Annotated in this window: 9 protein-coding genes; 5 read left to right on the forward strand and 4 right to left on the reverse strand. The window is 64.5% G+C overall.

Features of this window, described 5'->3' with window-relative positions:
* Positions 1-273: 273 nt before the first annotated feature.
* A complete protein-coding gene (locus tag QZ634_RS07745) occupies positions 274-1,050 on the forward strand; it encodes an enoyl-CoA hydratase (protein ID WP_291986983.1) in 777 nt (258 codons plus the stop codon).
* A 63-nt stretch (positions 1,051-1,113) separates the two neighbouring features.
* On the opposite strand, the gene QZ634_RS07750 is transcribed toward QZ634_RS07745, so the two are convergent.
* The 3 genes from QZ634_RS07750 to prsT all read right to left on the reverse strand — a co-directional run bounded on the left by QZ634_RS07750 (position 1,114) and on the right by prsT (position 7,758).
* The gene (locus QZ634_RS07750; RefSeq protein ID WP_291986985.1) at positions 1,114-3,738 is read right to left on the reverse strand and encodes a PHB depolymerase family esterase; all 2,625 of its coding nucleotides are present in this window, start codon (positions 3,736-3,738) and stop codon (positions 1,114-1,116) included.
* Positions 3,739-3,937: 199 nt separating this feature from the next.
* Complete coding sequence (gene xdp1, locus QZ634_RS07755; RefSeq protein WP_291986987.1) at positions 3,938-4,747, reverse strand: exosortase-dependent surface protein XDP1; 810 nt, start codon at positions 4,745-4,747, stop codon at positions 3,938-3,940.
* Positions 4,748-4,890: 143 nt separating this feature from the next.
* Entirely contained in the window at positions 4,891-7,758 is a 2,868-nt protein-coding gene (prsT, locus tag QZ634_RS07760; protein WP_291986989.1) for an XrtA/PEP-CTERM system TPR-repeat protein PrsT, read from the reverse strand.
* A 358-nt stretch (positions 7,759-8,116) separates the two neighbouring features.
* Here prsT and fumC point away from each other — a divergent pair, with 358 nt between their 5' ends.
* Positions 8,117-9,517, forward strand: coding sequence for a class II fumarate hydratase (fumC, locus tag QZ634_RS07765; protein WP_291986991.1), 1,401 nt, complete (start codon positions 8,117-8,119; stop codon positions 9,515-9,517).
* Here the strand turns inward: fumC and QZ634_RS07770 are convergent.
* Positions 9,514-10,917, reverse strand: a complete 1,404-nt coding sequence (locus tag QZ634_RS07770; protein WP_291986993.1) for an ATP-binding protein — start codon at positions 10,915-10,917, stop codon at positions 9,514-9,516. The two genes, fumC and QZ634_RS07770, sit on opposite strands and share 4 nt — an antisense overlap.
* A gap of 351 nt (positions 10,918-11,268) precedes the next feature.
* Here QZ634_RS07770 and QZ634_RS07775 point away from each other — a divergent pair, with 351 nt between their 5' ends.
* Genes QZ634_RS07775 through hybB form a run of 3 tightly spaced genes read left to right on the forward strand, consistent with a single transcriptional unit; the run spans position 11,269 to position 14,682 of the window.
* Complete coding sequence (locus QZ634_RS07775; RefSeq protein WP_291986995.1) at positions 11,269-12,441, forward strand: hydrogenase small subunit; 1,173 nt, start codon at positions 11,269-11,271, stop codon at positions 12,439-12,441.
* Between the two features lies 1 nt (position 12,442).
* Complete coding sequence (gene hybA / locus QZ634_RS07780) at positions 12,443-13,516, forward strand: hydrogenase 2 operon protein HybA (RefSeq protein WP_291986998.1); 1,074 nt, start codon at positions 12,443-12,445, stop codon at positions 13,514-13,516.
* The gene (gene hybB / locus QZ634_RS07785) at positions 13,513-14,682 is read left to right on the forward strand and encodes a Ni/Fe-hydrogenase cytochrome b subunit (RefSeq protein ID WP_291987000.1); all 1,170 of its coding nucleotides are present in this window, start codon (positions 13,513-13,515) and stop codon (positions 14,680-14,682) included. Before hybA ends, hybB begins: the two co-directional genes overlap by 4 nt.
* Position 14,683 lies beyond the last annotated feature (1 nt).

The raw sequence follows: 14,683 nt of genomic DNA on the forward strand, positions 1-14,683 counted from the left end.
CGGGAAGAGTCCCGGGGAATGACGGCAGCGTGCAACTGACGATTGCCTTCTGACCCTCTGCAAGTCACGCGGCCGGCCCGACGAGATTCGTCCAGGTCGGCCGCGTTGTTTCCGGACGGGTGGGGTGCGCAGTCAGAGCAAGCGACGGCGGCACAAATCGTTCATGATAGCGGTCGCGCCAAATGCCACACACCAGCCAATCGCGTCAACACGAGTGCCCACCTCGTCGTGGATACTCGAATACCCTTCATTTTGAATCTGGAGATCTCCTTTATGAGCTACGTCAACATCATCGCCGAAGTCCGTGGAAAAGTCGGCCTGATCACCCTCAACCGTCCGAAGCAGCTGAACGCCCTCAACGATGACCTGATGGACGAACTGGGCAGCGCGCTGGCCGCCTATGAAGCCGACGAGAATATCGGTGCGATCGTCATCACCGGTTCGGACAAGGCTTTCGCAGCCGGCGCCGACATTACGGTCATGCAGTCGCTGACCTACATGGAGGCCTACAAGGGCGACTTCATCAGCCGCAACTGGGAAGGCGTCAAGAACTGCCGCAAACCGGTGATTGCAGCGGTCGCCGGCTACGCCCTGGGTGGCGGCTGCGAACTGGCGATGATGTGCGACATCATTCTCGCCGCCGACACGGCACAGTTTGGCCAGCCGGAAGTCCGTCTGGGCATTCTTCCCGGTGCCGGTGGCACACAGCGTCTGCCACGCGCCATTTCCAAGGCCAAGGCGATGGAAATGTGCCTCGCCTCGCGCAACATCGACGCCGAGGAAGCCGAGCGCTCGGGCCTGGTTTCGCGCGTCGTGCCGGCCGACAAGCTGCTCGACGAGGCGATGTCGACCGCCACCCGCATCGCCGGATTCTCGCTACCAGTGGTGATGATGATCAAGGAGTGTATCAATCGCTCGTATGAGAGCTCGCTCAACGAGGGCCTGCTCTTCGAAAGGCGTACCTTCCACTCGGCATTCGCCCTCGACGATCAGAAAGAAGGCATGACCGCCTTCGTCGAGAAACGCAAGGCGGCTTTCACCAACCGCTAAGCGCCTAATCTCTCTGCGTCTCCCGGGCAGCGGCTGAGGCTGCCCGGAAATTGCGCAGCGAAATCAGCAGTGCGCGGCAACTTCGACGGCATTGCTGATTGTCACCTGATCCACCCAGGCCTTGGCGTAAACCGTGCTGTAAATGTTCGAATAGGCCGCCACTTCGAGCGTCAGAGTCACCTGTCGGTTGGCGAAGCGCGCCAGATCGACCGCTGACTGCCGCAGCCATTCGTTCTCCTGGTGCACCATGCCGATCGCCGTGACTTCATCGACGACGACGCCATCGACCAGAACCCGAAAGCTGGCACTGGTGTAGTCATTGACCGCTGCGCTGAGATCCAGCCGCCGCACGTAGCTCAGCTCGGGCCGCGGACCGAGGGTGATGCGCCGCGAGATCGATTGCGCGCGCGCGCCAACCGCGCCCGAATCGCCCGACGAAGCGTGCCCGTAGAGCATCGAGCCCCCGCGAAATGCACGCGGATCGTCGTGCAGCAGATCCCAGCCGGCGCCTTCCCAGCCAGCGCTGCGCAAGGTTTCCGGGCTGAACCGACCGGTGCGGAAGGGACCCGAGTGCTGCGCCCCACCCTTGAGGACTCCCGCCGCTTCCAGTGCGGTCGAAATGATTCCCGGAACGTCGATGCCCAGTGGCGCCGAACTGCGCGGCCGGCTGCCGGGCTTGAGCAGCCCCGCCGCCTGCAGCGAGGCCGAAATGATGCCATGCACGTCGAGACCCATTGGCTGCCTGCCCGCAGCCTGCGCTCCGTCCGCCGCGTCGGCATGCTCGTTCCTGGCGTCCCCGGCGGGCTCTTTGCGCAGCAGCGGCTCGCCACGGTCACGCGGGCTGGCAGAGCCAGCGGACTTGGGTTCTGGAGCCGCTCCGCCAGTGGTCCCATCTACCGCTTCCGCAGGGCTGCCCGTCTGGCTTGCCGCGTCGGCGGCCGCATCTGCCGCAGGCGCCCTTGCGCCCGCCGGGCGCTCGGCGAGCAGGCCCCAGAAATCGGCGATACGGTGCGTCGACGAAATGCCGACGGCGTTGAAGAAGGGTGCCGCGCTCCCGCACTGGTGCGGTTCGGGGCCGGGGTCGAGGGCTGCGCCGTGTGACATGCCGGTAATGGTGTAGGACTCGATCAACTCCTCGCCGTCGGCGCCCTGCCAAACGCGGCGCGGGTAGCCATCGACGCGCATTTCGACGCTCGGCCTGGAGTCCAGTCCGTGCACGTCGGCCCACTGCTTGATCAGCTCTTCAGCATTGACCGGCTTCACCGCGGTATCGGCGTCGCCGTGCCACACTGACAACCTGGGCCATGGCCCCTGATGAGGGGACGCGGCGCGCACCAGCGCTCCCCATTCCGGGCCCGAACGCGAACGCCCCTGGAAGATACTCTCCAGCCCTTCCTGCAAGCCCTTAGCCGTACGATAGGGCACCCCGGCGATGACCGCGCCAGCGGCAAAGACCTCCGGATAGCTGGCCAGCATCACGCTGGTCATCGCCCCACCGGAGGAAGTGCCGGTAACGTAGACCCGGCGCCGATCGATGCCGTACTCGGCGACCATCCTGTCCACCATCTGCGCGATCGACTGCGCCTCACCGCGTTCGCGTTCGTTGTCTTCGGGCCGGAACCAGTTGAAGCAGCGCAGCGGATTGTTGTTCCATTGCTGCTGCGGAAAGAGAAGAGCGAAGCCGTGCCGGTCGGCGACCGTCGACCAGCCGCTGCCCTTGTTGTACGAGGCTGCGCTCTGTGTGCAGCCATGCAGGACGACGACCAGCGGCGCGTTCGCCAGGAGGCCCTCGGGGAGATAGGTATACATCGTCAGTTCGCCGGGATTGCTGCCGAAAGCGCTGACTTCGCGCAAACGGCTTTCCTGCGTGTCGACCTGGTCGGACCAGGCTTTCACCGACGCCAGCGTCGAGAGAAGCTTCTCCCAGCGACTGCCGTGCGGTGTCTTGGCGGCGAGTTTTGCCATATTGGCAATGGCGGCCATCTTGTGGCCCAGTTTGTTCAGCATAGGATTCCTCCTGTCATCGGACAAGGTGGTAAGCGAACCGATCTCGATCAACTTGCGGACCGGCAGAAAAACGCTGTGGAACAGACCGGGATCGACCAATCCACCACGTTGAGGGTCAAGCCAGGCCGGTGGAGCGGCGCCCGGGGCCAGGCCATAGGTGTGACTGAAGACGGCGCGGCGGCCCTGCCACCAGGCGCTGAATTGCAGTGAGGCAACCGGACAGCCACGATTGATCCACACGCCGAAGAGTTCGCCGGCGACGATCGGGCGTGTCTCCTCGGCGCAGGCCAGTTCCAGGAGCTGGCCGAGCGCCTCACCGAAACGCATTCCGTCCAGGCGAATCGCCGCCGCCGGTTGTTCTTCGCCGTCCGCGGTCGCCAGCGCCGGACCGAAGAGGACGCGCGGCGTATTTCCCCCCGGTGCTACCGCCGCCGGCTGCAGGTCTTCATAGCAGCGGATGGCCTCGACGGTCTGCGCCTGCTGCGGCGCGGCCATCGCACCGATCAACAGCTGTGCCGCATACTGCGGCGTCGCCGGCGGCGAGCCGCGGCCGCGCGGGCCAGGAGCGACCAGCCCACCGGTCACCATCAGGGTGACCCGAAAGCGCAGGTCGCGCCGCGACTCGCCGAGCAGGTCGGCGAGTCTCTCGCTGAATTCGTAACGTGCCAGTCGATTAAGCATGGCCGAACGATAGCACGCTCCCCGCCGCTTTGCACGTCTTTTTTGAGTAAGTGACATCTAACCATTTATTGCCGGCCGACCGCCTGGCGAATGACGCTGTTCCAGCGCACGGCACGGCCGACCACGCAAGCTCAGCGGCGACTTTCAGGGGAAAAAAAACGGCACCCTGAGGTGCCGTCGGCGTGTCACGAGGTCCAATTCAGCCCTGCCGCTCCCTGCGCACGCGAAGCATTCCCAGCAACCCAAGCCCGAGAAGCGCCAGCGAGCCAGGCTCCGGAACGGCGCCGCCACAGCCAGCGCTTCCCGGCGCGCAGACAGTCCCGACCACCGAAGCCAATTTCACGTAGTCGTTGCCCAGGCTCCAGCCTTGCGAACCACCCGCCAGCGGGTTGTAGGCGCCGATCAGCCAGTACGACGAGAAGACGCTCGTCGAAATCGCTTGAGTACTCGCCGGCAGGGCGCCCACATCGGAGTAATTACCGATTGCAGCCCAACCCAGACTCGTCAGCTGACCGTAGGTGTTACCGGCAAGCTTGCCGGTCGTGGTCGGATTGCCCGACCCGGTATAGGCCATTACCGTAATGTCGGAATCAACACTCCACCAGCCCAAGGTGACGGCGCTGAGGCTCACCCGACCCGTCGCCGAGAAATCCAGCAGCGCCATGTCGTAACGCTCGTTGTTGTCGATCGCGTGTTCCGGGCTGGTACCTGGACCAATACCTTCCACCGCATCGCAGTAGGGGCCAGGCCGGTTCGTACAGTTGTCCTGGTTATAAATTCCACCATAGGTGGATGTCCAGGTTGCCGCTTCGATCGTCTGAAGCGCGGCGGCATTGGCGGTGTTGGCAGCGGTATCGGAAGCGCTGCCGGTATTGGCGTAAGCAGACACCGTGACGCCGGGAGTGATCGCTCCGTAGTTGGAAGCAAGCGTCCAACTGGTCGCCGCGACAACCTGCCCGGCCATCGCCAGACCCACGGCAACGAAAATTGCTCTTAGCTGATTGTTCATGTTGGAGTCCTCGTATAAGTCCAATCTATTAAAAGCAATATTGATGCCACGCACGTTTCTTGTCGCATATTCAATGTTTTAAGACACTTTTTCATGTCATCAAAAAACCATATGTAAGAAAATTCGACAGAGAGCATCCTGCGCTACAGCCCGAGCTCTTTGCGCAACTGGCTCAGCGAGCGCTCCCCAGCCAGTCGCTGCAGCGACTCTGGCGCGGCGAGCGCGGCGGCCAGCTCTTCCCGTGCTTCCGACGGGCTGCCGGTCCGGGCCAGGGCATAGGCGAGATGGAATCGAATCTCGCCGTCCGCCGGGCGACGCAGGCGCGCGTCGCGCAAGTAACGCAAACCGGCGTCGGCCTGCCCTGTTTGCACCAGGATCCAGCCCAGGGTATCGAGATAGGCGGGATTGTCCGGGGCGACCCTGAGCGCTTTTTCCGCTTCTCCCTGCGCGCCCGGATCCTTCAGCTGCAGGAGCAGGTTGGCATAGTTGTTGAGCACCTCGGCGTCGCCTGGAGCCGCCGCGCTTACGCTGGCATAGGTTTGCCGGGCAGCCGGGAGGTGGCCGGCGCGAAACTGGGCTTCGGCGAGAGCCTTCTGCGCGACAAGGTCGTGCGGCCGCGCCTTGACCCAGCCCTCGAGAAACTGGGCGGCCTTGCCCGCGTCGCCGAGAGCGAGGTAGGCGCCGGCAAGCTGCAGCGCGACGGCGGTACTTTCGTTCGCGGCAAGTGCGGCGCGGTAGGCGGCGACAGCGGCCGGATACTGGCTGCGGGCCATCGCCAGATTGGCGGTAGCCAGCATCGTCTCCGGCCGCTTCGGGTGTTGCGCTTTGAGCGCCTTGAGCGCCGCGTCGGCACGCGCGGGTTCGCCCCGGCGCGCTTCGATCTCGACGACCAAGACCATCGCCGCCGGATGATCGGGCTGCTCCTGCAAAGCCTTGTTCACGCTGTACAGCGCACCGTCTGGATTGTCGGCAGCCAATTGCCAGCGTGCGATATCGACCAGCATCGCCGGGTCGTAATCGGCAAGTCGTGTCGCGCCGCTGAACACGCTCCGCGCCCGGGCTGCATCACCGTTGGTCAGGAAGGCCCTGCCAAGCATCAACTGTACCGAAAGTGTGTCGGCGTACTGGGAAGAAAGCTCCTTGGCCAGCGCCAGAGCAGCGTCGTTCTGCCCCTGGCCAAGGTAAAGTTCGACCAACGCCAGGCCGGGACGCGAGTCGCGGTGCTGCACCTCGGTGGCTTTCTTCAGATGGCGAATCGCTTGTGCGCTTCGCCCGGCGCGTTGTTCGAGCAGGCCGTATTCGAAAAGAGCATCCTTGTCGTTACGTTGCGTGGCGAGCATCGTGTCGAGGCGGCGCCTGCCTTCGTCGAAGCGCTTTTCGGCAACGTCCAGCTTGACCAGATTGAGCACTGCCGGACGGAAGCCTGGTTTCCTGTTCACTGCCTGGGTGTAGGCCGCACGTGCCCCGGCTTTGTCGCCAGCAGCGGTCTTCACCGAGCCAAGGAAATTGAGTGCGGCAAGGTTGTCGGGATGCCGTTTGACCAATCCCTCGGCGATCTGGACAGCCTGGCGCTCCCTGCCAGCACGCATGTGGATCATCGCCAATGCGCTACCCGCCTGCAGATCGGAGGGATCGGCGGCAAATGCCTTCTCGAGACTGGCCACGCCAAGCTCACCCCGCCCCAGGCCCAACTGGCTGAAAGCGAGCGTGCGCGTCATCACGGGCGAGTCGGTCCGCGCGACCGCCTTCTCGAGCAGGTCGCTGGCCATCTGGTAGCGGCGCTCCGCCATGTGCACCGAACCAAGCATGAACATCACCTGCGGATCTTCGGGGGCTGCCTTGTATAGGGCCTCGAGCAGCGACAGTGCCTTGCCGTAGGCCTTCGTTTCCAGATAGATCCGCGCCAGCAGCTTCTTCGCGGCAAGGTTGGCGCTGTTATTGGCAATGCTGATGGTCAGGTACTCGCGAGCTTTCTCGCGATTGCCGAGAGCATGATGCGAGAGGGCACCCGCCATCAGCAACTGATCACGGCGTGCGAGCCACGGCGCAGGCAAGGCATCAACGAGTTTGACGACTTCGTGAAGCGCCGCGTCGGTCGCCGCCAGGTCGCCATGCCGGGCAGCAAGCAGCGCCCGCAGGTAGGCGGCGCGCGGCTCGCCAGGCGCAGACCTGGCCAGAAACGCCAAGTCCACGCGCGCATCCTCTTCCCGATTGAGGTCGATCCGCAGGCCGGCGCGCGCGACGCGCGCGTCGGCGTGCTTCGGTTCTATACTCAGCGCCCGGCCATAGGCGGTCAAAGCGCCATTGACGTCGAGCGCCAGGTGATCGACCGCGGCGTACATGTTCCAGGCGTTGGCATCGTTGGGGGCCAACGCAATCGCTCTGGTTGCGTTCTCGCGCGCCTGCGCAAGCTGTCCGGTGCTCAGCAAAAGCGGAATCTCGGCAATCAGCGGGCTCAACGCCTGCGCATCGAGCGCCTTTGCCTCACTAAAGGTCTGCCGCGCCAGGCGCGCGTTGCCCAGCTCGACGTAGGCTGTCGCACGCATGCTGAGCACCTCCACCTGCAGCGCCCGGGGCAGGCCCGCAGCAGGAATACGCTCGATCACCGCTTCCGGCCGACCAAGGACGAGATAGATTTGCCCCAGCGGCAAGACCACCTCGGAGCGACTCACGCCCTGGCGCAGCGCCTCCTCCAGGGCCGCTTCCGCGCCGTTGAGATCACCATTTCTGAACAAGGCCTTGCCGAGCAGCAGATGGACGGCGAGCATCTGCCGGTCTTCCTGCAGCGCGTTCTTGAGCTGCACCACGGCGCCCGGCATGTCGTTCTGATCGAATCTGCGCTGCGCATCCTCGTAAAAGCGAGCGGCCTTTTCGGGAGTCGCAAAAGCGGGGTTGAGGACAAGAAAACCCACCGCAGCGACGCTGAGCAATTGCCTGGCGCAACGCTGAAAGGGCGTCTCTGGACGGGTGGATGAGCGCATCGATGCGCCAGGCGCGTGCTTGTTGATCATCTGTTTCCAGTAGCAAACGAGGGCAGGAGAAGAGCGAAAGGGCACGGCAAAAGTATCGGCGGCGCAGCCAGCGCCGGTCAATTCAAGTCTCAGGCGTTCTGTGACAAACTGCTGATTGGCCTGCGGATTTTGCGCTGCGACGGACTGTTTTGCAGGCCACGTGAGGGCCAGAAACACGGCAGAAGCGAACACGCGGGCTTGCTCTGCAGCGCGTCGCGGCAAGATGCCGGAAGCCCTCCGCGCAGCCTGCGGCTGGCCGTACGGACAAGCGAAAGTTATGATGCGAGCTGCCAACAGTCAGGAGCAAACTTATGCGCCCACTCCCGGAAGCTCCCCAGCGCAAGCGGCGACCCAGGCGATGAACGCAACGCGCTGGGAACACGACTCCTTCGGCAGCATCGAGGTAGCCAGCGACCGCCTCTGGGGAGCCCAGACGCAGCGTTCGCTCGAGCACTTCGACATCTCCAGCGAGCGCATGCCCGAGGAACTGGTCCTCGCCCTGGCTGCCGTCAAGGCGGCCTGCGCGCGGGTCAACAGTGACCTCGGTCTGCTTCCGGAAAACAAGGCCAGGGCGATCGCCGCCGCCGCCGAGGAAGTCCTGCTCGGCCGCCATCGAGCCGAGTTTCCGCTGTCCGTCTGGCAGACCGGTTCTGGTACGCAGAGCAACATGAACATCAACGAAGTTCTCGCCAACCGTGCTTCGGAACTCCTTGGCGGCGAACGCGGTGAGAAGCGCTGCGTGCACGCCAACGACGACGTCAATCGTGGGCAGTCGTCGAACGATGTTTTCCCGACTGCCATGCATGTCGCTGCAGTTTTCGGCATCACGCGCGCCCTGCTGCCGGCGCTGGCCAGGCTGCGCACCACACTGGCGGCCAAGTCGGCCGCCTTTTCGGACATCGTCAAGATCGGCCGCACCCACCTCCAGGACGCGACGCCACTGACCCTGGGCCAGGAGTTTTCCGGCTACGTCGCCCAGCTCGAACACGCCGAAGCAGTCATCGACGACGCCCTGCCCTCGCTGTACCCGCTCGCCATCGGTGGCACGGCAGTCGGCACCGGCCTCAACACTGCCCCGGGATTCGGTGCTCGCGTGGCCGAGGAACTGGCTCGCGAAAGCGGCCTGCCGTTTGTTGAGGAAAACAACAAATTCGCGGCGCTGGCGGCACACGATGGTCTGGTCGCCGCGCACGGCGCGCTCAGAACGCTGGCCGTGGCGCTGATGAAAATTGCCAACGACATCCGCTGGCTGGCGTCGGGGCCGCGCTGTGGCCTCGGCGAGATCAGCATTCCGGAAAACGAACCGGGCAGTTCGATCATGCCCGGCAAGGTCAACCCGACGCAGTGCGAGGCGCTGACCATGCTCTGTTGCCAGGTGATGGGCAACGACGTCGCGATCGGCATTGGCGGCGCCTCCGGCAACTTCGAACTGAACGTCTTCAAGCCGCTGATCGCCCACAATTTTCTGCAGAGTGTGCGCTTGCTGGCCGACGGCATGAGCAGCTTCGAGGCGCACTGCGTGTGCGGCGTAGAGGCCCGACGCGAACGCATCGGCGAGCTGCTTGAGCGCTCGCTGATGCTGGTCACCGCGCTGGCACCGCATATCGGTTATGACCGCGCCGCGGAAATCGCCAAGCGCGCGCACCATGACGACAGTACGCTACGAGAGGCAGCACTGGCGTTGGGGCAGGTCAGCGGCGAGGACTTCGACCGCTGGGTCAGGCCGAGCGAGATGATCGGCGGCGGCGACCCGATCTAGGTCGGCGCCAGCGGCAAGGTCAGGGTGAACAGGGCGCCGCCCTGCGCCCGGTTCGTCGCTGCCAGGCGTCCGCCGTGCCGTTCGACGATCCCGTAGCTGATCGACAGCCCGAGACCAGTCCCCTGCCCGACCGGCTTGGTGGTGAAGAAGGGGTCGAACAATCGCGCCAGGTTCCCCTGCGTAATACCCGGGCCATTGTCGGCAAAGTGCAGGACGATCATCCCGCCGCGCTGCTCGGCGCTGATTTCGAGCGTCGGCACGGCGCAGCCGGCAGTCGCGTCGCAGGCGTTCTGGACGATGTTCATCAGCACCTGCTGCATCTGCCCGGACGAGCCGATGACCGGCAAGTCGCCCGGCAGATCGACCTTGACGGCGAAATCGCGCACGCCCGAGCGCGCCACCCAGCGCACCGCACGGTCGACCACGGCGGTGAGATTGAAGCCCTGATCGGCACTGCGATCGATAGCCGAGAAGCGCTTCAGTCCATCGACGATGTCGCGGGTGCGCTCGGCGCCTTCGCTCATCCCGTCGAGCAAGGGATTGAGGTCGTCCATGATGCGGTCGATGCGCAGCTCCTGACGCAGCTCGTCCAGTTCGCCTGCTCGCCCGCCGGGGGCGCTGTGCACCGCTTCCAGATAGGTCTGCAGGCGCGCCGTGTACCGCCGGATGGCCAGTACGTTGCCGAGAACGAAGCTGATCGGGTTGTTGAGTTCGTGCGCGACACCCGCGACCAGACGACCGAGCGAAGCCATCTTCTCGGCTTGCAGGAGCTGCTGCTGAGTGCGCTTGAGGTCTTCATGCGCCTGCCGCAAGGCATGGTAAGCGCGGCGCAGTTCGCCAACCGGGCGGCCGGTGAGCACCATGCCAAGCAGCTTGCCGGTTCCCGACAGACGCGGCGTGCAGTTCAGCGAGACCGGCAGCGGGCTGCCATCTCGCCCCATGATCCGCAGCTCGCAGTCCTGAACCGCTGCCGGGCGCGCCGCCGAGAAGAAATCACGGGCGCGTTGCCGCGACGCCTCGTCGGCAAAAAGATCGCACAGCGGCCGGCCACGCAACTCGCCTTCGTCCTGGCCGATGAAGCGGCGCAGCGAGTCGTTGACCTCGTCGATCGCACCGTGGCGATTACAGACGATGAGGATGTCCGACATCGACGCCAGCACGCTCTCGATGAACTGCTGCGAATCCTCGAGTGCCGCATTCTTCTGTTCGAGGACAACCTCGTATTGCAGAAGGTCGTTATACACGTCGTCCATCTTGTGAATCACCTCGATCCACACCGCCTCGTCCACGCCTTCGAACGCCGCCCCTGTCTCCGGCAGGCAGTCAGGGGCGGTCAGGGCGTGCGCGAGCGGCCGCTGCTCCGGGACGCTGGCGCTGCTGGCGATGAGCGATCGTTTCATGCGCCGATCGTAGGGCGAATCGAAACGCGCTGCAACGCTCACTCGAAGAGCAACGCCGTCGGCCGCGACAACCGCGAGCGCAAGGCGACCATCAAGGCGAAGCGGGCGGCCAACTGAGTGGAAAGAAGGTTTCCACTTCTCGACCCGGGCGAAAGCCGCATTACCTTCTCGTGTCGGCCGCGCAAGCGCATGTCGCTGCTTTATTGGCCGTTTTCTGACTGGCACGCTTCTTGTAAGCACCTCTCCTGTAAATGCTTCGGATACACGCGCCGTTCCTGGTGCACCGCGGCGAGATTTCCCGAGCACCGGTCGGGCAACGAAAGCGAGATAGCGAGACAAGGGGGCAGGAAAATGGCAAACACCCGTCTGCTGCAGCTGGAGGACGAGACGAAGATCGCCGATGCGAGCAAGAGACTCGGCATGCCGCGACGCGAATTCCTGCAGTTCTGCGCCACCGTCGCCGCCGGCCTCGGCCTGCCACCCGGCGCCGAAGCGGCGGTCGCCGAAGCGGTGGCCAGCAAGAAGCGGCCTTCGGTGATCTGGCTGCACTTCCAGGAATGTACGGGGTGCACCGAATCGCTGCTGCGCGCCGAGCATCCGACGCTGGAAAGGCTGATCCTCGACGTCATCTCGCTCGACTACCACGAAACGCTCTTTGCCGCCGCCGGCCATCAGGTCGAGCAGGCGCGCAGAACGGCCATGGCCGAAAACAAAGGTGCCTACCTGCTGGTCGTCGAAGGCGCCATCCCGACCCGTGACGGCGGCATCTACTGCAAGGTGGGCGGCCAGACGGCGATTGAACTGACCAAGGAATGCGCCGCCGATGCTGCGGCCGTGATCGCCATCGGCTCCTGCGCAAGCTGGGGTGGCATGCCCTCGACTGCCCCCAACCCGACCGGTTCCTCCGGCGTCGCCGACGTCCTTGGCAAACCGGTCGCGACGATTCCCGGCTGCCCGCCCAACCCCTACAACTTCCTGGCCACGGTGGTGCACTTCCTCACCTTTGGCGCCTTGCCACCGCTCGATGACCTGGGTCGGCCAAAGTTCGCCTATTCGCGCCTGATCCATGAGAACTGCGAGCGACGCGCCCATTTCGACGCCGGCCGTTTTGCCATGCAATTCGGCGATGAAGGGCACCGTAAGGGCTATTGCCTCTACAAGCTCGGCTGCAAGGGGCCGGAAACCTACGCCAACTGCCCGACCGTACTTTTCGGCGACGCCGGGGCGGGCACCTGGCCGGTCGGCTGCGGCCATCCGTGCATCGGCTGTACCGAACAGGGCGTCGGTTTCAGCAAGGCGATTCACATGCTCGCGAAAGTGAAGAATGCCGAGCCACCGCAACAATACCCGCGCATCGTCGAAGAGCAAGGCGTCGGCGCGACGCTTGGCTCGGCATCGCTGCTGGCGGCCGTCGCCGGAGCCGCCGCCGGGGCCGGGGCAATGGTCGCGCGCAATCTGGGTCTTTCACACCAGGCCGAGGAAGCCCAACGCGCCAGGGCAGCGGGCGGGAAAACGGAGGTCTGAGATGCGTACCGAGACACGTGAACCGGGCAGCGACGGGAACCCGCGTCGCAGGTTCCTGAAGAACTGCCTCGGCGCTGCCGGTACGGCGGTCGCCGGCGGAGCGATCGGCACGGTGAGCACGCCGGCGGCGGCACGCGACACCTATCAACGCCCGCCCGAGGCCCTTGGCCTGCTCTACGACGCGACCCTGTGCATTGGCTGCAAGGCGTGTGTGGCCGCGTGCAAGCAGGCAAACGACAATCCGCCCGAGTTCTCGACCGTTGACAAGCTGTGGGATACGCCACTCGATACCAGCGGCCACACCTTCAACATCATCAAGATGTATCGCCACGGGACGATGACCACCAAGGACGCCGAGAGCAACGGTTACGCGTTCATGAAGACCTCGTGCATGCACTGCGCCGACCCGTCGTGCGTTTCGGCGTGCCCGGTGACGGCGATGACCAAGGATCCGGTCACCGGCGTCGTCGCCTACGATCCTGACGCCTGCGTCGGTTGCCGCTACTGCGTCGTCGCCTGCCCCTTCGGAATTCCCAAGTACCAGTACGACTCGCCAACCGGGAAGATCGGCAAGTGCGAACTGTGCCGGCATCGCGTCGCCGACGGTCACTTCTCGGCCTGCGCCGAAGTCTGCCCGACCGGCGCCACCCTGCATGGCCGAACCCGCGATCTGTTGATCGAAGCCAGGCGCCGCCTGGCACTTCCCGCCGGCAGCCTCACCCGCTACCCGCGCGGCAGCATCGACGGCGGCCCGGAGCAAAGTTACGAAGGCTACGTCGGCACCTACCAGCAGCACGTTTATGGCGAGCACGAGTACGGCGGTACGCAGGTGCTCAAGCTCTCGGCGGTTCCCTTCGAAAAAGTCGGCATGCCGAATCTGCCGCCCAAGTCGTCGGCGGCAACCTCCGAGACCATTCAGCACACGCTTTACGGCGGCCTGCTGATGCCCTTTGCCGTCCTCGGCGCAATGACCTACGTCGCCAAGCGCAACGTCCATCACGATGAAGATGACGACGACGATGATGATCACAACTCGCCGGCAGCGACGACCGGACCAGGGAGGGAGTGGTCATGAGCAGTCAACAAAACGCCCGGCCGGCGCCGGTTGGCGGCAGCCTGTTCAACGCCACGACCCTTGTCTGCGGCGTCCTGATCGCGGTCATGGCGACGATCATTCTGGTGCGCCTGATCTTCGGCCTCGGCACCACCACCAACCTCAACGATGGCTATTCCTGGGGCGCGTGGGTGGTGGTCGACGTCTTCATCGGGTCGGCGCTGGCTTGCGGCGGCTTCTCGGTCGCCTTGCTGGTCTACATCTTCAACAAGGGCCAGTACCATCCGCTGGTGCGCCCGGCCCTGCTCGGCAGCCTCTTCGGCTACACCCTGGCCGGTGCGGCGATCACCTTCGACATCGGCCGCTGGTGGAACTTCTGGCACATCTTCTGGCCGGGCTATTTCAACGTCAATTCAGTGATGTTCGAAGTCGCCGCGTGCATCACGCTGTACATCATCGTCATGTGGATCGAGTTCTCGCCGGTATTCCTCGAAAAGCTGGGGCTGCACGACGCGCGCCGCAAGCTGGGCAAACTGCTCTTCTTCTTCATCGCCCTCGGCATCGTCCTGCCGATGATGCACCAGGCTTCGCTGGGGACGATGCTGGTGGTCATGGGCGGACAGGTCAATGCGCTCTGGCAGACCCCGATGCAGCCGCTGATCTACCTGCTCTCGGCGATCATCCTCGGCTACGGCGTCGTGCTCTTCGAGTCCTGCGTCGCCGCGTCGGCCTACCGCCGTCAGGTCGAGGTGTCGATGCTCAATCCGATGGCCCGAGTGATGCTCGGCATCATGGCCTTCTATCTGCTGGTCCGTTTCGCCGACCTCATCGCGCGCGGCGTTCTCGGCCAGGCTTTCCAGCCCAGCTTCATCGCCCTGACTTTCTGGATCGAGAACGCCTGCTTCATCGCCCCCTTCCTGCTCATCCGCACGGTCGACGCGCGACGCAATCCGGCGCGCCTCTTCCTGGCCGGCATCGCCGTCATGCTCGGGGGCGTCCTGTTGCGCCTGAACGGCTTCCTGATCGCCTTCGATACCGGCCCTGGATGGACCTATTTCCCATCGGTCCCCGAATTGCTGGTCACCATCGGCATCTTCGCCGCCGAACTCCTCGGCTACATCGTCATCACCCGCCGCTTCCCGGTACTACCGCGCGAAGAATCGTACGCCCAGCCTGCACACAGCTAGC

The sequence above is a fragment of the Candidatus Accumulibacter sp. ACC007 genome (genome assembly GCF_907163205.1).
Taxonomy (GTDB): Bacteria; Pseudomonadota; Gammaproteobacteria; order Burkholderiales; family Rhodocyclaceae; genus Accumulibacter; species Accumulibacter regalis.